22 protein-coding genes are annotated in these 25,676 nt (G+C 70.5%); 17 read left to right on the top strand and 5 right to left on the bottom strand.

The features are described 5' to 3' along the window. Window positions 1–23: 23 nt before the first annotated feature. From ABTW64_RS10210 to ABTW64_RS10170, 9 genes are all read left to right on the top strand, one after another. The gene (locus ABTW64_RS10210; RefSeq protein WP_350621988.1) at window positions 24–2,144 is read left to right on the top strand and encodes a RecQ family ATP-dependent DNA helicase; all 2,121 of its coding nucleotides are present in this window, start codon (window positions 24–26) and stop codon (window positions 2,142–2,144) included. A 75-nt stretch (window positions 2,145–2,219) separates the two neighbouring features. After that, window positions 2,220–3,395: a cell division ATP-binding protein FtsE gene (ftsE, locus tag ABTW64_RS10205; RefSeq protein ID WP_350621986.1), complete on the top strand. Its 1,176-nt coding sequence runs from the start codon at window positions 2,220–2,222 to the stop codon at window positions 3,393–3,395. Then, window positions 3,392–4,300, top strand: a complete 909-nt coding sequence (gene ftsX / locus ABTW64_RS10200; protein WP_350621984.1) for a permease-like cell division protein FtsX — start codon at window positions 3,392–3,394, stop codon at window positions 4,298–4,300. Before ftsE ends, ftsX begins: the two co-directional genes overlap by 4 nt. An 86-nt stretch (window positions 4,301–4,386) precedes the next feature. Then, window positions 4,387–4,863, top strand: a complete 477-nt coding sequence (gene smpB / locus ABTW64_RS10195; protein WP_350621982.1) for an SsrA-binding protein SmpB — start codon at window positions 4,387–4,389, stop codon at window positions 4,861–4,863. Between the two features lie 62 nt (window positions 4,864–4,925). Further along, complete coding sequence (locus tag ABTW64_RS10190; RefSeq protein ID WP_350621980.1) at window positions 4,926–5,222, top strand: DUF1905 domain-containing protein; 297 nt, start codon at window positions 4,926–4,928, stop codon at window positions 5,220–5,222. 80 nt (window positions 5,223–5,302) lie between these two features. After that, window positions 5,303–5,782 carry a prepilin peptidase gene (locus ABTW64_RS10185; RefSeq protein WP_350621978.1) on the top strand — a complete coding sequence of 160 codons (480 nt, stop codon included), beginning with the start codon at window positions 5,303–5,305 and terminating at the stop codon, window positions 5,780–5,782. 64 nt (window positions 5,783–5,846) lie between these two features. Beyond that, on the top strand, window positions 5,847–6,914 hold the full coding sequence (locus ABTW64_RS10180; RefSeq protein ID WP_350621976.1) for a YihY/virulence factor BrkB family protein: 1,068 nt from the start codon (window positions 5,847–5,849) through the stop codon (window positions 6,912–6,914). Between the two features lie 9 nt (window positions 6,915–6,923). Continuing rightward, entirely contained in the window at window positions 6,924–7,154 is a 231-nt protein-coding gene (locus tag ABTW64_RS10175; protein WP_350621974.1) for a response regulator, read from the top strand. Then, window positions 7,151–7,822, top strand: a complete 672-nt coding sequence (locus ABTW64_RS10170) for a CYTH domain-containing protein (RefSeq protein ID WP_350621972.1) — start codon at window positions 7,151–7,153, stop codon at window positions 7,820–7,822. Before ABTW64_RS10175 ends, ABTW64_RS10170 begins: the two co-directional genes overlap by 4 nt. A gap of 77 nt (window positions 7,823–7,899) precedes the next feature. Here ABTW64_RS10170 and lpdA read toward each other — a convergent pair whose 3' ends face one another. Together lpdA and ABTW64_RS10160 are read right to left on the bottom strand one after the other, a co-directional pair. Beyond that, the gene (gene lpdA, locus ABTW64_RS10165; protein WP_350621970.1) at window positions 7,900–9,297 is read right to left on the bottom strand and encodes a dihydrolipoyl dehydrogenase; all 1,398 of its coding nucleotides are present in this window, start codon (window positions 9,295–9,297) and stop codon (window positions 7,900–7,902) included. Window positions 9,298–9,306: 9 nt separating this feature from the next. Next, window positions 9,307–10,011 carry a copper resistance CopC family protein gene (locus ABTW64_RS10160; RefSeq protein WP_350621968.1) on the bottom strand — a complete coding sequence of 235 codons (705 nt, stop codon included), beginning with the start codon at window positions 10,009–10,011 and terminating at the stop codon, window positions 9,307–9,309. A gap of 136 nt (window positions 10,012–10,147) precedes the next feature. Between ABTW64_RS10160 and ABTW64_RS10155 the strand changes: the two genes are divergently transcribed. From ABTW64_RS10155 to ABTW64_RS10145, 3 genes are all read left to right on the top strand, one after another. Then, entirely contained in the window at window positions 10,148–10,666 is a 519-nt protein-coding gene (locus tag ABTW64_RS10155; protein WP_502892321.1) for an FHA domain-containing protein, read from the top strand. Then, the gene (ftsR, locus tag ABTW64_RS10150) at window positions 10,666–11,367 is read left to right on the top strand and encodes a transcriptional regulator FtsR (RefSeq protein ID WP_350621966.1); all 702 of its coding nucleotides are present in this window, start codon (window positions 10,666–10,668) and stop codon (window positions 11,365–11,367) included. The genes ABTW64_RS10155 and ftsR overlap by 1 nt, the downstream gene beginning before the upstream one ends. A 142-nt stretch (window positions 11,368–11,509) precedes the next feature. After that, a complete protein-coding gene (locus ABTW64_RS10145) occupies window positions 11,510–12,049 on the top strand; it encodes a MerR family transcriptional regulator (RefSeq protein ID WP_350621964.1) in 540 nt (179 codons plus the stop codon). Window positions 12,050–12,201: 152 nt separating this feature from the next. Here the strand turns inward: ABTW64_RS10145 and ABTW64_RS10140 are convergent, their stop codons facing one another. Next, window positions 12,202–13,014, bottom strand: a complete 813-nt coding sequence (locus ABTW64_RS10140) for a ParA family protein (protein WP_350621962.1) — start codon at window positions 13,012–13,014, stop codon at window positions 12,202–12,204. Window positions 13,015–13,107: 93 nt separating this feature from the next. Between ABTW64_RS10140 and ABTW64_RS10135 the strand changes: the two genes are divergently transcribed. The 3 genes from ABTW64_RS10135 to ABTW64_RS10125 all read left to right on the top strand — a co-directional run bounded on the left by ABTW64_RS10135 (window position 13,108) and on the right by ABTW64_RS10125 (window position 19,202). After that, window positions 13,108–16,515 carry a pyruvate carboxylase gene (locus ABTW64_RS10135; protein ID WP_350621960.1) on the top strand — a complete coding sequence of 1,136 codons (3,408 nt, stop codon included), beginning with the start codon at window positions 13,108–13,110 and terminating at the stop codon, window positions 16,513–16,515. Window positions 16,516–16,599: 84 nt separating this feature from the next. Continuing rightward, window positions 16,600–18,714, top strand: coding sequence for a nucleotide-binding protein (locus ABTW64_RS10130; protein ID WP_350621958.1), 2,115 nt, complete (start codon window positions 16,600–16,602; stop codon window positions 18,712–18,714). Continuing rightward, window positions 18,711–19,202 carry a peptide deformylase gene (locus ABTW64_RS10125; RefSeq protein WP_350621956.1) on the top strand — a complete coding sequence of 164 codons (492 nt, stop codon included), beginning with the start codon at window positions 18,711–18,713 and terminating at the stop codon, window positions 19,200–19,202. The genes ABTW64_RS10130 and ABTW64_RS10125 overlap by 4 nt, the downstream gene beginning before the upstream one ends. 131 nt (window positions 19,203–19,333) lie before the next feature. On the opposite strand, the gene ABTW64_RS10120 is transcribed toward ABTW64_RS10125, so the two are convergent. Next, window positions 19,334–21,163, bottom strand: a complete 1,830-nt coding sequence (locus tag ABTW64_RS10120) for an AMP-dependent synthetase/ligase (protein WP_350621954.1) — start codon at window positions 21,161–21,163, stop codon at window positions 19,334–19,336. Between the two features lie 90 nt (window positions 21,164–21,253). On the opposite strand from ABTW64_RS10120, the gene ABTW64_RS10115 reads away from it, so the two are divergent. Both ABTW64_RS10115 and ABTW64_RS10110 read left to right on the top strand, forming a co-directional pair. Further along, the gene (locus ABTW64_RS10115) at window positions 21,254–21,991 is read left to right on the top strand and encodes a lysophospholipid acyltransferase family protein (RefSeq protein WP_350621952.1); all 738 of its coding nucleotides are present in this window, start codon (window positions 21,254–21,256) and stop codon (window positions 21,989–21,991) included. Between the two features lie 43 nt (window positions 21,992–22,034). Further along, on the top strand, window positions 22,035–23,369 hold the full coding sequence (locus tag ABTW64_RS10110; RefSeq protein WP_350621950.1) for a class II 3-deoxy-7-phosphoheptulonate synthase: 1,335 nt from the start codon (window positions 22,035–22,037) through the stop codon (window positions 23,367–23,369). A 68-nt stretch (window positions 23,370–23,437) separates the two neighbouring features. Here ABTW64_RS10110 and pknB read toward each other — a convergent pair whose 3' ends face one another. Next, window positions 23,438–25,624: a Stk1 family PASTA domain-containing Ser/Thr kinase gene (gene pknB / locus ABTW64_RS10105; protein ID WP_350621949.1), complete on the bottom strand. Its 2,187-nt coding sequence runs from the start codon at window positions 25,622–25,624 to the stop codon at window positions 23,438–23,440. Window positions 25,625–25,676 lie beyond the last annotated feature (52 nt).

Below are 25,676 nucleotides of genomic sequence, written 5' to 3'. Positions count from 1 at the left end.
AGGCCGCTGCGAGGCTGGGCGACATGACCGACGAGCCCCGAGGTGACGATCCGACCGGCGACGGACTCCGCGCCGAGGCGCTTGCCGCCCTCCGGCGCCTGGTGGGGCGTGACGACGCCGTGTTCCACGAGGGGCAGTACGAGGCCATCGCGGCGCTCGTGGGGGAGCGGCGGCGTGCCCTCGTCGTCCAGCGCACGGGCTGGGGCAAGTCCGCGGTGTACTTCGTCGCCACGCGGCTGCTGCGCGATCGCGGCGCGGGGCCCACGGTGCTCGTGTCGCCGCTCATCGCGCTGATGCGCGATCAGGTGGAGGCGGCGGCGCGTGCCGGCGTGAGGGCGGTGGCGATCAACTCGACCAACGCACACGAGTGGTCCGAGGTGCTCGCGCGTCTCGACGCCGACGAGGTCGACGTGCTGCTCGTCTCGCCCGAGCGACTGAACAACCCCTCGTTCCGCGACGAGCAGCTGCCCGCGCTCGTGCGGCGCATCGGCATGCTGGTGGTCGACGAGGCGCACTGCATCAGCGACTGGGGCCACGATTTCCGGCCGGACTACCGGCGCCTGCGCGACCTCATCGCGCAGATGCCGCCGACGGTGCCGGTGCTCGCGACGACCGCCACCGCGAACAGCCGTGTCGTGGCGGATGTCGTCGAGCAGCTCGGATCGGAGGAGGTCACCACGATCCGCGGTCCGCTCGCGCGCACGTCGCTGCGGCTGGGAGTCCTGCGCCTGCCCGATGCGACGGCACGTCTCGCCTGGCTTCTCAGCCACCTCGGCGACCTGCCGGGGTCCGGCATCATCTACACGCTCACGGTCGCCGCCGCGGTCGATACCGCGCGACTGCTCAGCCAGCACGGGCACGCCGTGCGCGCGTACACGGGGCAGAGCGACGCCGACGAGCGCGCGGAATCCGAGGCGATGCTCAAGCGCAACGAGGTCAAGGCTCTGGTCGCCACCAGCGCGCTCGGCATGGGCTTCGACAAGCCCGACCTCGGGTTCGTGCTGCACCTCGGGGCCCCGTCGTCGCCGGTCGCGTACTACCAGCAGGTGGGCCGCGCGGGGCGCGCCACGGAGTCCGCCGACGTCGTCTTGCTTCCCGGGGCGGAAGACCGCGACATCTGGCACTACTTCGCGACGGCGTCGATGCCGGATCAGGAGCGTGCGGAGCGTGTGATCGCTGCGCTCTCGGCCGCGCAAGGGCCGGTGTCGACCCCCGCCCTCGAGGCGATCGTCGACATCCGGCGCACGCCGCTCGAGCTGCTCTTGAAGGTGCTCGACGTCGACGGGGCCGTACGGCGGGAGCGAGGCGGCTGGGTCGCGACGGGGGCTGCTTGGACATACGACGCCGAGCGCTACCGCCGCATCGCCGAAGCGCGGCGCGCCGAGCAGGACGACATGCTCGCCTACCAGACCACGACGGGCTGCCGTATGGAGTTCCTGCAGCGGCGCCTCGACGATGCGACAGCGGAGCCGTGCGGACGGTGCGACAACTGCGCGGGCCCGTGGCTCTCCGCCGATCTCGGTGCGGGCGCCGCGACGCAGGTGGCTGCCGCACTCGACCGCGTCGGCGTGCCGATCGAGCCCCGCAGGCAGTGGCCCTCCGGGCTGGGTCGGCTCGACGTGCCGCTGTCGGGTCGCATTCCTCCCGCCGAGCAGGCGCACGAGGGGCGAGCGCTGGCGCGACTCACCGACCTCGGGTGGGGCGGCGCGCTGCGCGAGCTGTTCGCGGCGGGCGCGCCCGATCAGGACGTTCCGCCCCGCCTGCTCGAGGCCTGCGTGCGTGTGCTCGCCGACTGGGGGTGGGAGCAGCGGCCCGTCGCCGTCGTGTCCGTGCCGTCGCGCACGCGGCCACGGCTGGTGGAGTCACTCGCGCGCGGGCTGGCCGGCATCGGGCGTCTGCCGTACCTCGGCGCGCTCGGTGCCGAGCCCGGTGCGCCGTCACGGGGCCCGGGCGGCAACAGCGCGTTCCGCGTCGCGTCCCTGCATGGGGCGTTCGACGTCGCGCATCTCGCCGTGCCCGATGGGCCGGTGCTGCTGGTGGACGACCTCGCCGACAGCCGCTGGACGCTCACGCTGGCGGCGCGCGAGCTGCGTCGCGGCGGCGCCTCGGCCGTGCTTCCGTTCGTCCTCGCCCTCCGCAGCTGAGAGGCGGGTCGGGGTGTGGCGCGCGCGGGTGTCGCTGCGAGGCATCCGTGCCCCCGTGCTTAGGCTCGGTACGCCATGATCCGGTTCGAACACGTCACCAAGCGATACCGGGGGACCGCCAGGCCGGCCCTCGATGATGTCGACTTCGAGGTGCAGCGCGGGGAGTTCGTCTTCCTCGTGGGCGCGTCGGGATCCGGCAAATCCTCCTGCCTGCGGCTCATCCTGCGGGAGGACACCCCGAGCGACGGGCGCGTCGTCGTGCTCGGACGCGACACGAAGACCCTGTCGCACCGGCGCACGCCCTACTTCCGCCGTCACATCGGTTCCGTGTTCCAGGACTTCCGCCTGCTGCCCTCCAAGACCGTGTTCCAGAACGTGGCCTTCACGCTGCAGGTGATCGGCTCGTCGCGCGCATTCATCAAGCAGGCGGTGCCGGAGACGCTGGAGCTCGTCGGCCTGGCCGACAAGGCCAAGCGCTTCCCGCACGAGCTCTCGGGCGGTGAGCAGCAGCGCGTGGCGATCGCGCGCGCTCTCGTCAACCGTCCGCAGGTGCTGCTCGCCGACGAGCCGACCGGAAACCTCGACCCGGGCACGTCGGTCGACATCATGATGCTGCTCGAGCGCATCAATGCGTCGGGTACGACCATCCTGTGCGCGACGCACGAGGCGACGTTCGTCGACCAGATGCAGCGCCGCGTGATCGAGCTCAAGGGCGGCCGTCTCGTGCGCGATGAGCGCCATGGCGGCTACGGCGATCGCTCGGGCATCAAGAAGCTCGAACCTCAGGTCGAGCGCGGCGCGGCTGCGGTCGCAGCCCTGACCGCGGTGCTCGAGCTGCAGCGCGAGGTCACCGGCACTGTGCCGGTCGATCCGGTGCTCGCCGACGCGGCCCCCGCCCCGGAGGCCGTCGAGGCGGCGCAGGAGGAGCTGTTCGCCGACCTGCTCGCCGATGACTCGCAGCACGATCGGGCCGAGGACGTGCAGCCGCAGGACACGCCCGCGACGGCAGCTCCTGCGCCGGTCGCCGCCCCCACCGCCGATTCCGCACCGACCGCGGACGCAGCGGCGTCCGCGGCGGCTCGGGTGGAGCGGCCGACGGCATCCGAGCCTCCGGTGACCCGCGCGTCCGAGGAACCGCCGCCGCGCACGGGCATCGTGCCCGTGCCGGACATCGACGTGGAGGAGCTCGGCATGGCCGACCGCCTCGGCCTTCGCTCGCGCGACGACGACGAAGTGGGGCCGACGTCATGAGGCTGGGGCTCATCCTCTCGGAGGTGCTGACCGGTCTGCGGCGCAACGCGTCGATGGTCGTCTCGGTCGTGCTGGTCACGTTCGTCTCGCTCACGTTCGTGGGCGCCGCCATCCTGATGCAGGCGCAGATCGCCACCATGCGCGACTACTTCCAGGACCGTGCGCAGGTCGACGTGTACATGTGCTCGTCGATCTCGAACACCGACACCTGCACCGGCGGCGTGGCCACCGAGGAGCAGACCGCGGCCGTGCGGGCCGAGCTGCAGGGCCAGACGCTGTCGCCGCTGATCCAGGAGCTGTCGTACGAGACGCCGGCCGAGGCCTATGCCGCCCTGGTGGAGAACCTGCCCGACTACGCGACGCTCTTCACCGAGCAGCAGACCAGCGCGGTCTTCCATGTCACCCTGCTCGACCCCACGCGCTCCGACGTGATCGTCGAGGCGTTCAACGGCGTGGAGGGCGTCGAGCAGATCACGGACCAGCTCGAGTATCTGGAGCCGCTGTTCTCGGCCCTGACCATCGCGACGTACATCGCGGTGGGTGTCGCGGGCCTCATGCTCGTCTCGGCTGTGCTGCTGATCGCCACCACCATCCGGCTGTCGGCCTTCGCCCGTCGTCGCGAGGTGGGCATCATGCGGCTGGTCGGCGCCTCGAACCGGTTCATCCAGACGCCGTTCGTGCTCGAGGGCGTCGTGGCGGCGTTGATCGGCTCCCTGCTCGCCAGCGGTGCGGTGCTCGTGGGCGTCAAGTTCGGCGTCGAGGGCTATCTCGTGCAGCGCATGGGCACCATCCCGTGGGTCGGGATGGGCGACGCCCTGCTGGTCGTGCCCGTCGTGGTGGCCATCGGCGTGGTGCTCGCGGCCCTGTCGGCGGGCTTCGCCATCCGCCGCTGGCTGCGGGCCTGACCACACAGGTCCTCGACCGCGGATGCCCCTGAGGCGCCCGACGCGGTAAGCTGGACGGCTGTCCCACGCACACAGGAGGTGAGCACATGCCGAAGGAGCAGGGCGAGAAGATCGTCGCGACCAACCGTCGCGCGCGCCACGAGTACACGATCGAGAAGACATACGAGGCCGGCTTGGTGCTCACCGGCACCGAGGTGAAGTCGCTGCGACAGGGGCGCGCGAACCTCTCCGACGGATACGCCTACATCAACGGCGGCGAGGCGTTCCTCGACGCGGTGCACATCCCCGAGTACTCGCAGGGCAGCTGGACCAACCACTCGTCCAAGCGCATCCGCAAGCTGCTGCTGAACAAGGACGAGATCGTCAAGCTGAGCCACGCGGTCTCGGCCGGCGGCTACACGCTCGTGCCGCTCAAGCTGTACTTCCTCAACGGGCGCGCCAAGATCGAGATCGGCGTCGCCAAGGGCAAGAAGGAGTACGACAAGCGCCAGACCCTGCGTGAGCGGCAGGACAAGCGCGAGGCCGAGCGCGCCATGCGCATGCGCAACCGCGTGGGCGAGTAGTCCGCCGACCCTGCTCGCTCCCGTCCGCCCTCTGGCGGAGGGATCCGTGGCAGAGTTCCCCCATGGTGGTGCGGATCGAGTTCGAGGCCGAGGTCTGGCGCTGGGACGCACGGGCCGAGGCGTGGTACTTCGTGCACGTTCCGGAGGAGATCTCGCGCGACCTGCGCGAGATGCCGGCTCCGCCGCGAGGGTTCGGATCGCTGCGGGTCGAGGCGCGCATCGGCGAGACCGTGTTCCGCACGTCGATCTTCCCCGGCGGCGACACGTACTGGCTGCCCCTGAAGCGCGCGGTGCGCGACGCCGAGGGCATCGTCGAGGGCGGCGCCGTCACGGTGCAGCTCGACGTGCTCGAGCTCTGACACAGCCCGGGCACTCGCTTATCCACGGGCATGCGCACCCGTCGCGGCGGGCTCCCTAGCCTCGTGCGGGGAGGGACTCGATGACGCCCGCACACATCGCATACGCGCTCACGGCGCTGGCACACGCCGGCTTCCTCGTGGTCGGGCTGGTGCTGATCCGCGTCGATGTGCTCGAGCATCGGCTGCCCGACGTGATCGTCCTTCCCTCCGGGGCGGCGCTCGCCCTGTTCTACGCCGCCGCAGGCGCGCTCGACGGCGACCTCGCGCGCGCGGGACGAGCCGCGGCGGGCGGCGTCGCGCTGTTCCTGCTGTACCTGCTGCTGCGTGCGGCCGCGCCCGCAGGCCTGGGCGGCGGCGACGTCAAGCTCGCGGCACCGGTCGGAATGTTCCTCGCGTGGCACGGTTGGGCGACTCTCGCGGTCGGCGCCGCGGCGGCCTTCGTGCTCGCCGCCGTATGCGCTCTCGCGCTGATGGCGGCAGGCCGCGCGAGCCGCGATACCCATATCGCCTTCGGGCCTTTCATGCTCGTGGGGGCGTGGGCCGGCGTTCTGCTGACCTGAGCGTCGTGAGCCGCCGGGGCCACGCGCGTGCGACCACGTCGCGGGCTTGGCTAGCCTGAGGCGCATGGCTCGGATCATGGCGCAGCTGAAGGTGCTGATCGCGTGGGCGCTGGCCCGCAAGCCGGTGCGCGCGTTCCTTCTCTACTCCGAGCAGAAAGGCGCGCTCCTCGCCTCCGCGGTCACCTACCGTGCGCTGTTCTCGATCTTCGCGGCCGTGCTGCTCGGGTTCTCGATCGCGGCGATCTGGCTGTCAGGCCGCCCCGAGCTGTGGCAGGCGCTGATCGAAGCGGTCGACGACGTGATCCCCGGCCTCGTCGGCGAGGAGGGCGTCATCAAGCCCGACACGCTGCAGGAGCAGCCCGTGAGCTTCACCCTCACCGGCATCGTGTCGCTGATCGGTCTGCTCGTCGCGGCGATCGGTGCGGTCGGCGCGCTGCGCGAGGCTATCCGGATCATGGCGAGCACGACGCATGCGCCCGTCAATCCGGTGCTGCTGATCCTGCGTGACCTGCTGTTCGCGGTGATCCTGGGCGGCCTGCTCCTGGCCGCCGCGGTCACGAACATCCTCGGCTCCGCTTTCGTCGGCGCGGTGCTCGGCTGGTTCGGGGCCGAGCAGTCCGCCGCGGCGGAGGTCGTGACGCGCCTCCTGGCGGTGATCGTCACGCTCGCCCTCGACACCGTGGTGATCGCCATCATGTTCCGGATGCTGTCCGGGCTGCGGCCCGGCAGGCGGTCCGTGTGGAGCGGCGCGCTGCTCGGCGGCATCGCGCTCGTCGTGCTCCAGCAGCTGTCGGGCCTGTTCGTCGGGGGAGCGACCTCGAACCCGCTGCTCGCGTCGTTCGCGTCGCTGATCGCTCTCCTGCTGTGGGTGAACCTGTCGGCGCAGGTGCTGCTGATCGCCTCGGCCTACATCATCACGGGCGTCGAGGAGGAGTACGACAGGGTGGGCGCGCGCTTCGCGGCCGAGACCTTCGCCCAGCGCCGTGCGCGCCGAGCGGAGCGGGCCGTGCAGGCCGCCGTCGATGAGCTCGAGCAGGCGCGCGAGCTGGCGGAGCAGGAACGCGAGCAGGATCTGCGTGCCGTACGCGAGGCGAACGCGCAAGGGGGTCGCGGCGATTCGAGCGGCGAGTAGGTTGGGGTCATGGCACTCGCACGACTGCACGGCGGACCGCTTGACGGACAGGTTCTGCCCCTCGAATCCCCCGACCTCGACCAGCTGATCCTGCCGTTCTCCGACGCGCAGCTGGTGTACGACCGCGCAGGCGAGGCGGCGAACACAGGCGACGCCGATGGCCCGACCGAGGTGCCCTTCCGCTTCGCGGAGGAGGAGCAGGGGTACATCCCGGGCGACGACCACCACCCGGGCGCGTGAGCGCAGACGCCGCGGGCCAGGAACGTCCGGACCCCGGCCGTCCGAGCCGCAGCGTCGAGGTCGAGCGCAAGTTCGACGTCGACGCCGGCACGCCGGTGCCCGACTGGGCGGATGTGCCCGGTGTCGCCTCGGTGACGCCGGGAGAGCCTCGTCACCTCGACGCGCTCTACCTCGACACGTCCGATCTGGCGCTGGCCCGTGCGGGCATCGCACTGCGCCGCCGCACGGGAGGACCGGATGCCGGCTGGCACATCAAGGGGCCGCTGATCGACGGCGGACGCACCGAGCTCGGCTGGCCGCTCGGCGAGTCGGATGACGTGCCCGCCGCGGTGCGAGAGGAGCTCGCGCCCGTGACGGCGGATGCCCTGCTTCCCCTTGCGCGCATCGTGAACGACCGCACCGCCTACGCACTGCTCGACGCCGGCGGTGGCGTCCTGGCGGAGTTCGTCGACGACCACGTGCGCACGTGGAATCTGCGCGCGGGTGCGGATGCGGAACCCGCGTTCCAGCGAGAGTGGCACGAGTGGGAGATCGAGCTCGGTCCCGCCGCCGCTGAGGACGCGGGGTGGCGCGAGGCGTTCTTCGCCGCTGTCGCCGATGCGGCGTTCGCTGCCGGGGCACGCGCCGCGAGCTCGGCCTCGAAGCTGGCTCGCGCGCTCGGCCACTGATTCCGGCTCACGGCCCACGACAGAGTGAAAGCCCCCGGGAGATCCCGGGGGCTTTCACTCTGTCGTGGGGCGGACGGTCACATGTTGATGAAGTGACCGAGGAGCCCGTGGAAGCCCTCCTGCAGCGTCTCCGAGAGAGTCGGGTGCGTGTGGACGTTGCGCGCGGCCTCGAGTGCCGTGAGGTCCCACTTCTGGGCCAGCGTGAGCTCGGGCAGCAGCTCCGAGACGTCGGGGCCGATCATGTGGGCGCCCAGCAGCTCGAGGTGCTCCGCGTCGGCGATCAGCTTGACGAAGCCGACGGGCTCGCCGAGGCCGTTCGCCTTGCCGTTGGCGCTGAAGGGGAACTTCGCGACCTTGATCTCGCGGCCCTCGGCACGCGCCTGCTCCTCCGTGAGGCCGAAGCTGGCGACCTGCGGCGAGCAGAACGTCGCCCGCGGCATCATGCGGTAGTCGCCGAGGGTCTGGGTCTCCGCCTTGCCGATGGTCTCGGCGGCGACCACGGCCTGCGCCTCGGCCACGTGGGCGAGCTGCAGCTTCGCGGTCACGTCGCCGATGGCGTAGATGCCCTCGACGTTCGTGCGCATGTGGTCGTCGATCTCGATCGCGCCGCGGTCCGTGAGCGTGACGCCCGTCTTGTCGAGGCCGAAGCCCTCGACGTTCGGCGCGAACCCGACCGACATCAGCACCTTGCCGGCGGTGATCTCGCCGGCCTGGCCGTCGCGCGTCTCATACGTGACGTGCACCGAGTCGCCGTTGTCGGTGACGCTCTTCACCGCGGTCGACGTCAGGATGTCGATGCCGTACTTCTTGTACTGCTTCTGGATCTCCTTGGAGACCTCGACGTCCTCGTTCGGAAGGGCGCGGTCGAGGAACTCGACGATCGTGACCTTCACGCCGTAGTTCGACATCACATAGGCGAACTCCATGCCGATCGCGCCCGCGCCGACGATGACGATCGACTCGGGGAGCTCGCGCGTGAGGATCTGCTCCTCGTAGGTCACCACGTTGTCGCTGAGCTGGACGCCCGGCAGCAGGCGCACCTTCGAGCCGGTCGCGATGATCACGTTGTCGAACGTGACCTCCTCGGTGGAGCCGTCGGCCTTGGCGACCGAGATGGCCTTGGGCCCGGTGAAGGTGCCGCGCCCCTCGTACTCGGTGACCTTGTTCTTCTTCATCAGGAAGTGGATGCCCTTGACGTGGGTCTCCGCGACCTTCCGGCTGCGGTCGAACGCCGCGCCGAAGTCGAAGTGCACGTCACCCGAGATGCCGAACAGGTCGGCCTTGTGGGTGAAGGTGTGCGCGATCTCCGCGTTCTTCAGCAGCGCCTTCGACGGGATGCACCCGACGTTGAGGCAGACGCCGCCCCAGTACTTCTCTTCGATGATCGCGACATTGAGGCCGAGCTGAGCGCTGCGCACGGCCGCGACGTAACCGCCGGGACCCGCGCCGAGGATGACGACGTCGTAATGAGCCATGTCCCCAGCCTATCGCCCGGCAGGGTCGTCATCGCGGCCGCCGCCTTCGCCCCGGGCGGGTCCACCGCGGCGACGCGACACGAGCAGTGCTGCGACGACCCCGACCACGGCGGCGGCGGTGATGCCGAGCATGATCCACGGCAGCACCGGCGCTGCCGCGGCGTCCGACGGGGCGTCGGTCGAGGCGGGGGGCGTCTCGACCGAGGGGGACGGGCTCGACGCGGCCGGCGTCGGCGTCGCGTTCTTCCGGGGCGGCGGGGCCGTCGCGGTCTCATCGTTCTCGGGTGCCACGGCCCCGCCGGTCGCACTGGCGTTCGCGACGTCGAATCCGAAGGTTCCGGATGTCGGATGCCCATCGCTCGAGACGACCCGCCACGTCACGGTGTAACGGCCCGGCTCCCCGATCGAGGCGAGTGCCTGGCGCACGATCGCGCCCTCGACCTCCGGTCGCCCGTCGGCCGCGTCCGCGCCCGACGGCGAGACGACCTCGACGACGGTCTCGTCGCCGTTCAGCGAGATGAGTGCATCCGAGAACGTCAGGGTCAGGGTGTCCGGCATGACCTCGACCGTCGAGTCCGCCGACGGGTCCGCGCTCGTGAGCTGGTCGTGCGCGGCAGCGGGAGAGGCGACCACGAGGGGCCCGAGCAGCGCGGCCAGCGCGCAGACGCCGAGCGTGAGCAGGCGGTGGAGGTGTGAGGAGCGGGGGGCGGGCATGCCGCCACGCTACCCCGGACGTCCTGTCCGTCGCCGAGGAGCGGGGGAGGGGTTTCATGGCCGACTTGTGATCCGCCCGGCTTTTATCGGAGTGTGGATGGGCGATCGGCTAGGCTGGTCCGAAAGGAGGGACGCCGTGTCACAGAACGAGTTCGGAGCGCCGATTCACCGCGATGGCGACACCACGCGGTTCGGCTACGACGGTTCCGGCGACTCTACCCAGACATTCGGACACGACTCCGATCTGTCGTTCGTGCCGTTCGCCGGCGAGCTGACCGCGACCGAGCGGGATGCGATCGCCGCGCTGCCGTCCGGATCGGCGCTGCTGCTGGTGCGTTCGGGACCGACGGCGGGGGCCCGCTATCTGCTCGACACCGACGTGACGACGGCCGGCCGTCACCCCGAGGCCGACATCTTCCTCGATGACGTCACCGTCTCGCGTCGTCACGCCGAGATCACGCGCCATCGCACCGCGTTCGAGATCGTCGACCAGCGCTCGCTGAACGGCACCTACGTCAACGGCGAGCGCGTCGACCGTGCCGAGCTGCGCAACGGCGCCGAGGTGCGCATCGGCAAGTTCCGCCTCAACTTCTTCATCTCCCCGCTGGACCGTCAGGCCGGCGCGGGGCAGGGCGGATCGGGGCAGGGCGCCTGATGGCGGCTGCTGCCGCCCGTCAACCTGCTTCCTCCGCCCGGAAGTCGTCCCCGGGCCTGCTGAGCATCGGTCAGGTGCTCGCGAAGCTCACGCCCGAGTTCCCGGCCCTCACCTCGAGCAAGCTGCGCTTCCTCGAGGTCCAAGGCATCGTCGCGCCGCAGCGCACGCCCTCCGGCTACCGCAAGTTCTCGTCGGCCGACCTCGACCGCCTGCGACTCGCGCTCACCTTGCAGCGCGACCACTACCTGCCGCTCTCGGTCATCCGCGACTATCTCGACGACGTCGACGCAGGTCGTGCGCCGGCGACCCCCCAGGCGCCGCCCTCGATCCATCCAGCGGTCCGTCGGCACACGCGCCAGGAGCTGCTGAGCGCCGCCGGAGCCGCGCCGCAGCTGCTCAACGACGCCGTCAGCACCGGACTGCTCAAGGCCAGCGACTCCTATGACGATCAGGCCCTGGCGCTCCTGCGGGCGCTCGTGGCGCTCGACCGTCACGGCATCGAGCCGCGCCACGTGCGCGGCATGCGCCAGAGCGCCGAGCGCGAGGTGGCCCTGGTCGAGTCCGCCCTGTCCGCGCTGCTGCGGCGACCGGATGCCGGCTCCCGGGCCAGGGCCAGCGAGCTCGCTCCCGAACTGGCCGCGCGTCTCGACGAGGTGCGGTCGATCCTGGTCAAGGACGCCCTCGCGCGCCTCCTCGACTGACCGGATCGACATTGAAGCTGCAGTTGAAGGTCAACGTTGTGTAACGCTCGCGCGACACGCCCCCGGCCCCGCGCGGATGTCGTTGCCGGTGCGCCGGGGCTCCCATACGGTGGAAGAGACCGAGCCCCTCGAGGAGGACGAAATGAACGCTGACGATCCCACCGGTCGCGGCATGACCGATCTCCTCTTCACCGACGGACTGCCGGATCTCGACCCCGACATGGGGTACCGTGGCGCGGTCGCCGCCCGCGCTGCCGGCATCACCTACCGCCAGCTCGACTACTGGGCTCGCACGGAGCTCGTTGAGCCCACGGTCCGCAATGCGAGCGGGTCCGGCTCGCAGCGACTGTACGGCTTCCGCGACATCCTGGTGCTCAAGCTCGTGAAGCGCCTGCTCGACACGGGCATCTCGCTGCAGCAGATCCGCACCGCGGTCGAGCAGCTCCGCGCGGCGGGCATCCGCGACCTCGCAGGCACGACGCTGATGAGCGACGGCGCCTCGGTCTATCTCTGCACCTCGAACGACGAGGTCATCGACCTCGTCAGCCGTGGGCAGGGCGTGTTCGGCATCGCGGTCGGCAAGGTTCTGCACGAGGTGGAGGCCACGCTGGTCGACTTCGAGGCGACGTCGCCCGACCACGTCGACGAGCTGGCCGCTCGCCGCGCCAAGCGCTCGGCGTAGTCTCCTCTTCGCGCTGCGGGACCGCAGGCGGCCCGTTGCGCTGCCGCCGTGCTCCTTCGCCGCCGACGTTTCTCGCTCCAGGCGGGTGGTGCTCCGCGCCTCGCTCGACGTTCACGCAGGCGCGGAACCGGGCGGATGACTGGAGTGAGGGCTCAGTCGGCGGTCTCTTCAGCGGGGTCGATGATGCGGCCCGCGCGCATGATGCGGTCGAGGAGTGCATCGAAGTCGGCCGCAAGCTCCTGCGCCGACTCGCCGGGCCACACGTGCAGCGGCTTCGCGGCGCCCTGCGCCTGCTGCAGCGATGTGCGCTCGGGCAGCTGGGGCTCGAGCACGAGGGGCCCGAACATGTCGCGCAGCTCCTTGATGCGGAACTGGTGCTCGACCGACTGCGGGCGCACGCGATTCACCACGATTCCGAGCGGCTGAAGGCGAGGGGAGAGACCACGGCGGATCTCCTCGATCGCGCGCAGCGCGCGGTCGGCAGCGGCGACCGAGAACAGGCCGGGCTCGGTCACGACCATCACGCGGTCGCTCGCCGCCCATGCCGTGCGGGTGAGGGCGTTCAGCGAGGGCGGGCAGTCGATGAGAACGAGGTCGTATTCCGACTCGATCGCGGCCAGGGCCTCTTCGAGCTTCCAGACGTCCGCGACCGTGGGGTGCGGGCCGTCGAAGTTGATGGCCGAGGGGCTGCCGAGCATCACGTCGATCGTGCCGTCGTGCACGCGCGTCCAGCCGCTCGAGGTGATCGCCTGACGGACGATCTTCTCCTTGGGGCTCGTCAGGACGTCCGACACGTTCAGGCGCCCCGCGATCTGCACATCCAGACCGGTCGAGACGTCCGCCTGCGGGTCGAGATCGACCACGAGCGTGCGCAGCGAGCGTGCGAAGGCGGCGGAGGCGAGACCGAGGGTCACGGTCGTCTTCCCGACGCCTCCCTTGAGGGAACTGACGCTGAGTACGTGCACAATCCCCAACGTTACAACGCCCTATGCTGAGAACCACGTCTGCGGCTCCCAGCGTCTGAGATCCATCGCGGGAGCATCTCCCGAAGGGTGTGCATGTTCTCCAAGATCCTCGTGGCCAACCGTGGTGAGATCGCGATCCGGGCGTTCCGGGCCGCCTACGAACTGGGGGCGCGCACGGTCGCGGTCTTCCCCCATGAGGACCGCCATTCGCTGCACAGGCTGAAGGCGGACGAGGCGTATCGCATCGGGGAAGAGGGCCACCCCGTGCGGGCCTACCTCGACGTCGACGAGATCATCCGCGTCGCCGTGGAATCGGGCGCCGACGCGATCTACCCGGGATACGGGTTCCTCTCCGAGAACCCCGAACTCGCAGCGAAAGCGGCGGCGGCGGGCATCACGTTCATCGGTCCGCCATCTCACGTGCTCGAGATGGCCGGCAACAAGGTCACGGCCAAGGAGCATGCGATCAAGGCCGGCGTGCCGGTGCTGCGATCGACGGAGGCCTCCGACGACGTCGATGCGCTGGTGGCGCAGTCCGACGCGATCGGCTTCCCGCTCTTCGCGAAGGCCGTGGCCGGCGGCGGCGGGCGCGGCATGCGCCGCGTGGAGACGAAGGCCGAGCTGGCGCCGGCTCTGGCGGAGGCGATGCGCGAGGCGCAGAGCGCCTTCGGGGATCCGCGCATGTTCCTGGAGCAGGCCGTGCTGCGGCCTCGTCACGTAGAGGTGCAGGTGCTCGCCGACAAGACGGGTGCCACCGTGCACCTGTTCGAGCGCGACTGCTCGGTGCAGCGGCGCCACCAGAAGGTGATCGAGATCGCACCGGCGCCCAACCTCGACGACGCGATCCGCGCCGACCTGCATCGCTACGCCGTGGCGTTCGCCGAGTCGATCGGCTACGAGAACGCGGGAACCGTCGAGTTCCTGCTCGAGACCGCGGGGGAGCGGGCGGGCGAGGTCGTCTTCATCGAGATGAACCCCCGGATCCAGGTGGAGCACACGGTCACCGAGGAGGTGACCGACGTCGACCTGGTGCAGTCGCAGATGCGCATCGCGGCAGGGCAGACACTCGCCGAGCTCGACCTCGAGCAGGGCTCGATCCGTCTGCGCGGAGCCGCGCTGCAGTGCCGTATCACCACCGAGGACCCGGCGCAGGGCTTCCGTCCCGACACCGGCAAGATCACGACCTATCGTTCGCCGGGCGGAGCGGGCATCCGCCTGGATGGCGGCACGACCGCCGCGGGTGCGCAGATCAGCCCTCACTTCGATTCGATGCTCGCGAAGCTCAGCGTCCGCGGCCGCGACTTCGGCGCGGCCGTCGCCCGGGCCCGTCGTGCCCTCGCGGAGTTCCGCATCCGCGGCGTCTCGACCAACATCCCGTTCCTGCAGGCAGTGCTGGAGGATCCCGCGTTCGTCGCGGGTGATCTGTCGACGTCGTTCATCGACGAGCGCCCGGAGCTGCTGTCCGGACGGGTGTCCAAGGACCGCGGCTCGAAGATCCTGAACTGGCTCGTGGATGTCACCGTGAACAAGCCGCACGGCGACAACCCCATGACGATCGCCCCCGTCGAGAAGCTGCCGGCCGTCGATCTCGCGAGCCCGGCTCCGGCCGGCTCGCGTCAGCGGCTGCAGGAGCTCGGTCCCGCCGGCTTCGCCCGTGCGCTCCGCGAGCAGACGGCGCTCGCCGTGACCGAGACCACCTTCCGCGACGCGCACCAGTCGCTGCTCGCGACCCGCGTGCGCACACGCGACCTCGTCGCCGTGGCGCCGCACGTGGCTCGCCTGACCCCCCAGCTGCTGTCGGTCGAGGCCTGGGGAGGGGCCACCTATGACGTCGCGCTGCGCTTCCTCGCCGAGGACCCGTGGGAGCGCCTCGACAAGCTGCGCGAGGCCCTGCCGAACGTCGCGATCCAGATGCTGCTGCGGGGTCGGAACACGGTCGGCTACACGCCGTACCCCACTCAGGTGACCGACGCGTTCGTCCGCGAGGCTGCGGCCAGCGGCATCGACATCTTCCGCATCTTCGACGCGCTCAACGACGTCTCGCAGATGCGGCCCGCGGTCGACGCGGTGCTCTCCACCGGCACCGCGGTAGCCGAGGTGGCCGTCTGCTACACGGGAGACCTCCTGAACCCCGGCGAAGACCTCTACACGCTCGACTACTACCTGCGTCTGGCCGAGCAGATCGTCGATGCGGGAGCGCACATCCTGGCGATCAAGGACATGGCGGGTCTGCTGCGTCCGGCCGCCGCCGCGAAGCTCGTCGCGGCGTTCCGCGAGAACTTCGACCTGCCGGTGCACGTGCACACCCACGACACGCCGGGCGGTCAGCTCGCGACGCTGCTCGCCGCGAGCGCCGCCGGCGCCGACGCCGTCGATGCGGCGTCCGCGCCCATGGCGGGCACGACGAGCCAGCCGTCGCTGTCCGCGCTCGTCGCGGCCCTGGCGCACACCGACCGTGACACCGGCATCGATCTGCAGGCCGTGTCGGACCTCGAGCCGTACTGGGAGGCCGTGCGTCATCTGTACAAGCCGTTCGAGTCGGGCCTCGCGGGACCCACGGGTCGCGTCTACAAGCACGAGATCCCCGGCGGGCAGCTGTCGAACCTGCGTCAGCAGGCCATCGCGCTGGGGCTCGCCGACGACTTCGAGCTGATCGAGGACATGTACGCGGCCGCGAACGAGATCCTGGGGCGCGTGCCGAAGGTGACGCCCTCCTCCAAGGTGGTGGGCGACCTCGCGCTGCACCTGGCAGCGGTGAAGGCCGACCCGGCCGACTTCGCCGAGAACCCCCGTGCGTACGATGTGCCGGATTCGGTGGTGGGCTTCATGGCGGGCGAGCTGGGCGATCTGCCCGGCGGATGGCCCGAGCCGTTCCGCAGCAAGGTGCTCGCCGGGCGCGACGCCAAGCCGACGCTCGCGCCGCTCGCCGACGAGGACGAAGCCGCCCTCGCCGGCGACGCCGCGACGCGGCGCGCGACGCTGAACCGTCTGCTGTTCCCGCAGCCCACGAAGGCCTTCGAGGAGGCGCGCGAGGCGTACGGCGATCTGTCGGTGCTCGACACCGCGGACTACCTGTACGGTCTCGAGCAGGGCGGCGAGCACCTGGTCGAGATCGAGCGTGGCGTGCAGCTCTACGTGGGGCTGGAGGCGATCGGCGAGCCCGACGAGAAGGGCATCCGCTCCGTCATGGCGACGCTGAACGGGCAGCTGCGCCCGGTGGCGGCGCGCGACCGGCGCATCGACGTCGAGGTGCACGCGGCGGAGAAGGCCGACACGTCCAAGCCGGGCCAGGTCGCTGCGCCCTTCTCGGGCGTCGTGACGCTCAAGGTCGCCGTCGGAGACACGGTCGAGGCCGGCCAGGCGGTCGCCTCGATCGAGGCGATGAAGATGGAGGCGGCGATCACCACCGCCCACGGCGGGGTGATCGAGCGGCTCGCGATCGCGCCGACCCAGCAGGTCGACGCCGGCGACCTTTTGGTCGTCGTCAGCACCGGCCAGTAACCTGGGGGACGCCCGAAACGCCGGGCGCCGGGGCGGGAGGGGCTCGCTCCGGTGGGCACTGCCCCTTGGAGTGAAGCCGCATTGGTGAACAAGATCACGACCGACCATGACGACGTGCCGGCGGAGGACGACGATCACGGCGTCCTGGCAGAGGCCGGTCTCGACACGACGTCCATCGGCATCCTGAGCCCGCACACCGCCCAGGTGCGCGTGGTGCTGCCGCAGGTGATGGAGGAGCCGGACGACGAGGTCGTCGACGACGAGATCGCGCCCGGGGACCTGCGCACAGGTGCCATCGTCATCGAGCTGCCCGCCGAGCAGATCGAGCGCGCCGTCGAGGAGGCGGTGGAGGCACCGGACGACGGAGACGAGCGCGCCATCACCGGCGAGATCGTCGACGAGGTGGTGGAAGCCGTTCGCGAGCACGTGGCGGAGCGGGCCGACGCGGGCGAGCCGATCTCCGAGGACGAGGTCATCGACGTCGTCGTGGTGCCCGACCACCGCGACGACCGCACGGCCGAGGAGAACGTGCCGCAGGGAGAAGAGTCCGCGGACGCGGCGCCCGAGGCCGAAGACTCCGGTCAGGGCGACGGCGCGGACGATGTCGCCCAGGACGACCCCCAGGACCAGCTCGCCCGCGAACAGCCCGATGACGACGTGCAGGAAGAGCGAGCGCGGGAGGAAACCGTCCAGGAGGAAGCCGCGCAGGAGGACAGCGCGCGCGAGGACATCCCGCAGGACGAGCTCCCGCAGGACGAGCTCCCGCAGGAGGAGGTCGCGGGGGAGGACGTCCCGCAGGACGAGCTCCCGCAGGAGGAGGTCGCGGGGGAGGACGTCCCGCAGGACGAGCTCCCGCAGGAGGAGGTCGCGCAGGACGACACACGGCAGGACGACACGCCGCGGGACGAGCCGCTGTCCGACGCGCGCCCGCGTCCCGGGCATGACGAGCCCCGACAGGAGGTCGACGGCTGGAGCGCCGCCGCCGCCGAGCTCGCCGCGGAGCACAGCAAGACGCCTGCGGCCGACGCCGCGGACGAGCGCCGGGCGGGCGCGGAGCGGGAGACCGCTGAGGTCGCGGCACCTGACACCGCGACCGCTCACCCTCGCGGCATGTCGCATGCCCGCACCTGGGCCGAGGAGTCCGCCGCCGCGCGGACCGCGGCCGGTGAGGGGGAAGCGCAGCAGACGACGCAGACGACAGGAGCCACCACGATGACCGCGCGACGCCTGGAGGACCTCGGCAAGAACGCCGAGCGCGAATCCAGCGATCTGCTCACCGCCGATCGCGTGCTCGATCCCCACCGGGTATCCAAGCCCGCACCCGAGGGCGGGTGGAGCGAGTTCGTCTACGGACTCACCGGAGGCCGGATCAACCTCGGTGACAGCCGTGCCGTGCGCGCTCGCAAGGCGCTCGAGGCCCGCGTCGCCGCTCCGCTGTCGGGGGAGACCCGTTTCGTGCCCGTGCTCAGCCGCAAGGGCGGCGTGGGAAAGACCACCGTGACGACGCTTCTCGGCATGGCGCTCGCCGACGGTCGCGATGACCGCGTGATTGCGATCGATGCCAACCCCGACCGCGGCACGCTCGCCGACCGCATCGGCAAGCGCGCCGACAAGACCGTGCGCGACCTGGTGCACAAGGCGGGCGACATCCGAGGCTTCAATGACATCTCGCGCTTCGTGGCACGCGATGAGACGCGTCTGGACGTGCTGGCGTCCGACCCCGATCCGCGGATCGCCGAGGCGTTCGGCGAGCAGGACTATCGCAAGGTGGCCGAGGTCGCCGAGCACTACTACTCGCTCGTGCTCACCGACACGGGCACGGGCATCATCCACTCGGTCATGGGCGCCACGCTCGCCCATGCCGACCAGCTGATCATCGTGTCCGGGCTCAACCTCGACGAGGTGCGGCTCGCGTCCGAGACGATCACCTGGCTCGAGTCCAACGGCTACGAGGAGCTCGCCCGCAACGCCATCGTCGTGCTCAACCAGCAGACGCCCGGCACGCCGATGGTGCGCCTGAGCGAGCTCGACGTGCACTTCGGCAGTCGTGTCCGCTCGGTGGTGCACCTGCCGTACGACCCGGCACTCGGCACGGGCAGCGCGATCGTCTACCGCGACCTCCAGCCCGCGACGCGCGTCGCGGCACGCGACCTCGCGGCCCGCGTGGTCGACGGCCTGCGAGAGGGCCGAGTCGCGTGACCGTCCGGGAGATCCGGCTCTACGGCGACCCGGTGCTGCGCACGCCCTGCGCGGAGATCGAGACCATCGACGAGGGCACGCACGCGCTGGTGCAGGACCTTCTCGACTCGGTGGCCCTCCCAGGCCGTGCCGGGGTCGCCGCCCCGCAGATCGGCGTGGGACTGCGGGCGTTCAGCTACAACATCGACGGCCGCATCGGGTACGTCCTGAACCCGCGCGTGGTCGAGGTGCGCGGTGAACCCGAGCCCACGGGCGAAGGGTGCCTGTCGGTTCCCGGGCTCTGGCATGACGCGCTGCGCCACCCCTACGCGCGCGTGGAGGGCATCGACCTGGAAGGCCAGAAGGTCGTGCTGGAGGGGGAGGGGCTCATGGCGCAGATGCTGCAGCACGAGACCGACCACCTCGACGGCATGGTGTACCTGCAGCGACTCTCGAAGGATGAGCGCGCGAAGGCGATGCGCGCCGTGCGCGAGAGCGACTGGTTCTGATCGGCGCACCCGCACCTGCACTAGACGAGAACGACGAAGGCCCCGGAGTGATCCGGGGCCTTCGTCGTGGGCACAGTCGGTGAGAGCGACCGGCGAGAGCCGTCCCTGCCAGGGGCCGCCTCGTTCCGCTCTCAGCCCGCGACCGACAGGTTCGTCGTCGCGTTGTCCCCCGCGTAGAGGGCGCTGATCTCGTGCGCAAAGTCCTTCATGATCTCGGCGCGCTTGATCGACATCTTGGGCGTGAGGTGGCCCGTGGCCTCGGTCCACTCGGTGCCGAGGATCGCGAACTTGCGGATCGACTCCGCGCGCGACACCCGCGTGTTCGCGTCGTCGATCGCGCGCTGCACCTCGGCGCGCACGGTGGCGTTCTTCGCCGCCTGCTCGAGCGTGAGATCGGGGCTCTCGCCGTGGGTCGCCAGCCACGCCGGCAGCATCTCGGGGTCGAGCGTCACAAGCGCCGAGATGAAGGGCTTCTGGTCGCCGACGACCACGACCTGGGCGACGATCGGGTTGGCGCGGATCGGATCCTCGAGCGCAGCGGGGGCGACGTTCTTGCCGCCGGCCGTGACGATGATCTCCTTCTTGCGGCCAGTGATCGTGAGGTACCCGTCGTCGTCGAACGAGCCGAGGTCGCCCGTGCGGAACCACTCGCCGTCGAAGGCCTCTGCCGTCGCCTCCGGGTTCTTCCAGTACTCGCGGAACACGTTGATGCCCTTGACCTGGATCTCGCCGTCGTCCGCGACGCGGACGCTCACGCCCGGAAGCGCGGGGCCGACCGTTCCGACCTTGATCCTGTCGGGAAGGTTCACCGTGGCCGGCGCCGTGGTCTCGGTGAGGCCGTAACCCTCCATGATCGTGATGCCGAGGCTGCGGAAGAAGTGGCCGAGGCGCGGACCCAGGGGAGCGGATCCCGAGACGGCGTACTCGACCTTGCCGCCCATCAGGGCGCGCATCTTCGAGAACACGAGCTTGTCGAACAGCTTGAACTTCAGTTCGAGCGCGAGGCCGACCTTCTCGCCCTCCTGCTGACGACGAGAACGCTCGATCGCGGCTGCCGCGGCGGCGCGGAAGATCCGCCCCTTGCCACCCGTCTCGGCCTTCTGCTCGGCCGCGTTGTAGACCTTCTCGAACACGCGCGGCACCGCGAGGAGCAGTGTGGGCTTGAACGTGCCCAGCACGTTGATGAGGTTCTTCGTGTTGGGCTCGTGGCCGGTGCGCACGCCGGCGTGGATGTACAGCACCGACATGAAGCGCGCGAAGACGTGGGCCGTGGTGATGAACAGGATGGTCGACGCGTCCGGGCGGTACACGATGTCGCGCAGCGACTCCGCGGCGTTGCGGGTCAGCTCGACGAAGTTGCCATGGGTGAGGACGCAGCCCTTGGGTCGTCCCGTGGAGCCCGAGGTGTAGATGAGCGTCGCGATGTCCGACGACTTCGCGATCCGGCGCCGACGCTCGATCTCGGCGTCGTCGACCGCTGCGCCCTGTTCGGCAAGCGAAGCGAGCGCGCCCTCGTCCATGCGCCAGGTCGCCCGCACCAGGGGCAGCTCGTCTCGGACCGACTGGAAGCTCTCGAAGTGCGCGGCGGTCTCCGTCAGCAGCGCCACGGCGCCCGAATCGGAGAGGATCCACTGGATCTGCGAGGGGGAGCTGGTCTCGTAGACGGGCACCATCACGATGCCGGCGTAGTGCAGGGCGAAGTCGACGAGCGTCCACTCGTACGTCGTCTTGGCGAGGAAGCCGATCTTCTCGCCCGGCTGCAGGCCGGCCGCGACGAATCCCTTGGCCAGCGCGATCACCTGCCGCTCGAATTCCCCGGCCGTGACGTCGCGCCAGCCATCGCCCTCAGGAATGCCGAAGATCACCCGGTCCGGGGTGGTGCGGGCACGCTCGACAAGCAGGTCGGCGATGTTGGCATCGGGGTCGGCGGGGACGATCGCGGGGGTCGAGTACTCGATCACGGCAGCTCCTTCGGTACCGGAAGTGGTATCCCAGGATTCTGGGACGGGGGACGGCTTCGATCGATTCTAGACGCCCCCTAGAATCTCAAGGTGTTCTACTGGCTGATGAAGTACATCGTGGTCGGGCCGATCGCGAAGGCGATCTTCCGTCCCTGGATCGTCGGCGCCGAGAACATTCCGGCCACGGGGCCCGCCATCCTGGCCAGCAACCACCTGTCGGTCTCCGACTCGATCTTCCTGCCGCTCGTCATCGAGCGCCCGATGACCTTCCTCGCGAAGGCGGAGTACTTCACGGGCAGGGGGCTGAAGGGCTGGGCCACCAAGTGGTTCATGAAGGGCACGGGACAGATCCCGATCGACCGATCGGGCGGCTCCGCGTCGGAGGCCGCCCTCAACACCGCGCTCCAGGTGCTGGGCCGGGGGAGCCTGCTCGGCATCTACCCCGAGGGCACGCGCAGCCCGGACGGCCTGCTGTACCGCGGTCGCACGGGGATCGCGCGCATGGCCCTCGAGGCCAAGGTGCCGGTCGTTCCCGTCGTCATGGTCGACACCGACACCATGATGCCGATCGGCACGACCATCCCGCGCGTCGTACGCGTCGGCATCGTGATCGGAGAGCCGCTCGACTTCACCCGCTACGAGGGCATGGAGAACGATCGCTACATCCTGCGCTCGGTCACCGACGAGATCATGATCGCGCTGCAGCAGCTGGGTCAGCAGCGGTACAGCGACGTCTACGCCTCTTCGGTGAAGAAGCGGCGCGCAGCGCAGAGCGAGCCGGCGCCGGTCGAGGCGATCGCGGAGGAACCGGCCGTCGTAGCGGACTGACACACGGTCTCGAGCGCCTCTCCGGCGGCATTAGCATCGAAGGATGCAGCACACCGACGCTCTGGACGCCTGGCGATCGCTTCCGATCAAGCAGCAGCCGGAGTGGTCGGACTATTCGGAGGTCGAGCGCGTCTCGGCCGAGCTCGCCCAGCAGCCCCCGCTCGTGTTCGCGGGCGAGGTCGACAGCCTGAAGGCCCGTCTCGCGCAGGCGGCGGCGGGCCAGGCGTTTCTGCTGCAGGGCGGCGACTGCGCCGAGACGTTCGCCGGAGCCACGGCCGACAAGATCCGCAATCGGGTCAAGACGCTCCTGCAGATGGCGGTCGTGCTGACCTACGGGGCGTCCATGCCCGTGATCAAGATGGGCAGGATGGCGGGCCAGTTCGCCAAGCCGCGGTCGAGCGACACCGAGACCCGGGGCGATGTCACGCTGCCGGCGTACCGCGGCGACATCGTCAACGGCTACGACTTCACAGCGGCGTCGCGCCGACCCGACCCGGAGCGTCTGCTCAAGGGCTACCACACGGCCGCGTCGACGCTGAACCTGATCCGGGCGTTCACGCAGGGAGGCTTCGCCGACCTGCGCGAGGTGCACTCATGGAACAAGGGCTTCGCCGAGAACCCCGCCAACCAGCGCTACGAGGGCCTCGCGGGCGAGATCGACCGTGCGATCAAGTTCATGGAGGCGGCGGGCGCCGACTTCGACGAGCTGCGCCGCGTCGAGTTCTACACGGGACACGAGGGCCTGCTGATGGACTACGAGCGCCCCCTGACCCGCATCGACTCGCGCACCGACACCCCGTACAACACGTCGGCGCACTTCCTGTGGATCGGGGAGCGCACGCGGGACCTCGACGGCGCGCACGTCGACTACTTCTCGCGCATCCGCAACCCCATCGGCGTCAAGCTGGGCCCCACCACGACGCCGGAGACTGCCCTGGCGCTGATCGACAAGCTCGACCCCGAGCGCGAGCCTGGACGCCTCACCTTCATCACGCGCATGGGCGCGGGGAAGATCCGCGACGCGCTGCCTCCGCTGCTGGAGGCCGTCAAGGAGTCCGGCGCCCTGCCCCTGTGGGTCACCGACCCCATGCACGGCAACGGCATCACCACACCCACCGGCTACAAGACGCGTCGCTTCGACGATGTGGTCGACGAGGTGCGCGGGTTCTTCGAGGCGCATCGAGCGGTCGGCACGTACCCGGGCGGCATCCACGTCGAGCTCACGGGCGACGACGTGACCGAGTGCCTCGGCGGCTCCGAGCAGATCGATGAGGCCACGCTCGCGACCCGCTACGAGTCGCTGTGCGACCCGCGCCTGAACCACATGCAGTCGCTCGAGCTCGCGTTCCTCGTGGCCGAGGAGCTCGAGAAGCGCTAGTCGTCGCCCGCCACGACCGGTCGGCCGCGCCTCGGTCGGCCGGCACGCCCTCGGGCCGGGCTCCAGGCTCAGCCCGCGAAGCAGCCGAAGTCGAAGAACGGCACAGTGAACGTGACCGTCACGACGGTTCCGGGAGCCCGACGCTGGTCGGCCGCGGGGTCCGTGCCCTGCGCGGTCACGCAGTCGTTGCGCACATTGTCGTAGCGGTCGTCATAGGCGACCTCGAAGCCCGCGTCGCGGATGGTGGAAACCGCCTCGTCCCGGTGCATCCCGACGACGTTCGGAACGGTGGGCATCGGGCCGAGCGACCGGACGAGGGTCGCCGCGTCGCCGGGACGCCAGTTGCCCTCGGTGCCGCGCGGTGCGAGCCCGATGGCGTGATCGGCGGGCACCGAGTCGCTGTAGTCATCGGCCAGGGTCACGGCGAGCCCGGCATCCGAGAGGATCTGCTGCGCCTCGCCGATGGGCCTGCCGGCGACGTCGGGCAGAGGTCCGAGCGAGCTCACGATCGTGATGGCGTCACCGGGCCGCCAGTGTCCCTCCTCGGCGCGCGGCTCGATGCGCACGACCGTCTCGGCGGGGACGTCGGCCGTGTACTCCTCGGCGACCGTCACGTCGAGCCGTGCATCCTCCAGCAGCTGCCGCGCCTCGTCGGTCGGCTTTCCCGCGACGTCGGGCAGCGGGCCGAGCGAGACGATGAAGTCCGCTGCGTCGCCCTCGTGCACCGTGCAGCCGGTGAAGCACTCGACGCGCTCCTCGGTCCCCTGGGGGAGGATGTCCAGACCGATGACCTGGTCGGCCGGCGCGTCGGTGTAGAGCAGCAGGTTCTGCGCATCGTCATACGCGATGAAGACCTCGTCCAGGACCTGCTTCGCCTCGTCCAGCGTCATGCCCTCGAACGAGCCCAGCGTGGCCTCCGCCGGACCGGTGGAGATCACGACGGCGACCTCGCTGCCCTTGTCGACGGCCGCGCCGATCTCCGGGTCGGTGCGGATGGTCTGCCCCGCCGGCACGTGCGGACTGTCGTCGGACGTCTCCACAGCGACGAGCTCCGCGCCCGCGAGCTGCTCCCGCGCCTCGGCGAAGGTCATGCCCGCCACGTCCGGAACGGTCACCTGCGAGCCCGGCCCCGAGCCGAACCACCACCCGACCGCGCCGGCCGCGGCCGCGAGCAGCAGCACGAGGGTCAGCAGGAGGCCACCGCGACGGCGGCGCTCGTCCATGCGTCTGCGCAGGAGCGACGCGTTGTCCGGAGGATCGGCCGGCCCGGTCTGGTCGATCTCTCCCGTGATCTCGCCCGTGGTCGGAAGCAGGCCGGGCAGCACCTTGGTCGCCCCGCCCGTCGCGGTCTCGGCGGGCAGCACGCGCGTCTCGAAGCCGGGAGAAGCCCGCGTCGGCAGGGGAGAGATCCCGAGCTCCCGCTCGATCTCGTGCAGGCGGTCCAGCATCTCCTGCGCGTCAGCGGGACGCTCGTCGGGATCCTTCTCCGTCGCCCAGAGCACCAGCTCGTCGAGCTGCTCGGGCACACCCGGGTTCTTCACGCTCGGTCGCGGCACGGACTCGGTCGCGTGCTGGAACGCGATCTGCATCGGCTGCTCGCCCTTGTACGGCTGCTCGCCGGCGAGCATCTCGTACAGCAGGATGCCGAGGGCGTAGATGTCGCTGCGGGCGTCGGCCGTGCCGCGCGTCACGAGCTCGGGCGCGAGATACGCGATCGTGCCGAGCAGCTGCGCACCGGTCGCGGTGTTCGCGGACGACGCGCGTGCCAGTCCGAAGTCGCCGATCTTGATGCGGCCGTCCTCCGCCAGCAGCACGTTCTCCGGCTTGACGTCGCGATGGATCAGACCGGCGCGGTGCGCGGCGGCGAGGCCGGACAGCACGGCGTCCATGATGGTGATGGTCTGGGTGACGGTCAGCCGGCGCTGCTCCTTGAGCAGCTCACGCAGCGTGATGCCCGGCAGGTACTCCATCACCAGATAGGCGAGCTCGCCGTCCTGGCCCTGGTCGAAGACGTTGACCACATGAGGGTCGGAGAGGCGCGCCGCCGAACGCGCCTCCTGGATGAAACGGCTCTGGAACACGGAGTCGTCGCTGAGGTGACCGTGCATCACCTTGAGGGCGACGCGACGCTCGAGCCGCAGGTCGGTCGCGACGTAGACCGTTGCCATCCCGCCTCGCGCGATGCGGGCGCGCACGCGGTAGCGACCGTCGACAAGCCGCCCGATGAGGGGATCGACCTGCTGACTCGTGCTCACGTGTGAATTCTACGTTCGGGGCCCCTGAGAGCCCGGCAACGGCGCACCCGCG

The sequence above is a fragment of the Microbacterium sp. NPDC096154 genome (assembly GCF_040302945.1).
GTDB lineage: Bacteria > Actinomycetota > Actinomycetes > Actinomycetales > Microbacteriaceae > Microbacterium.
Note: the sequence above shows the minus strand (reverse complement) of the source record. Positions and strands in the feature narration are given on the sequence as shown.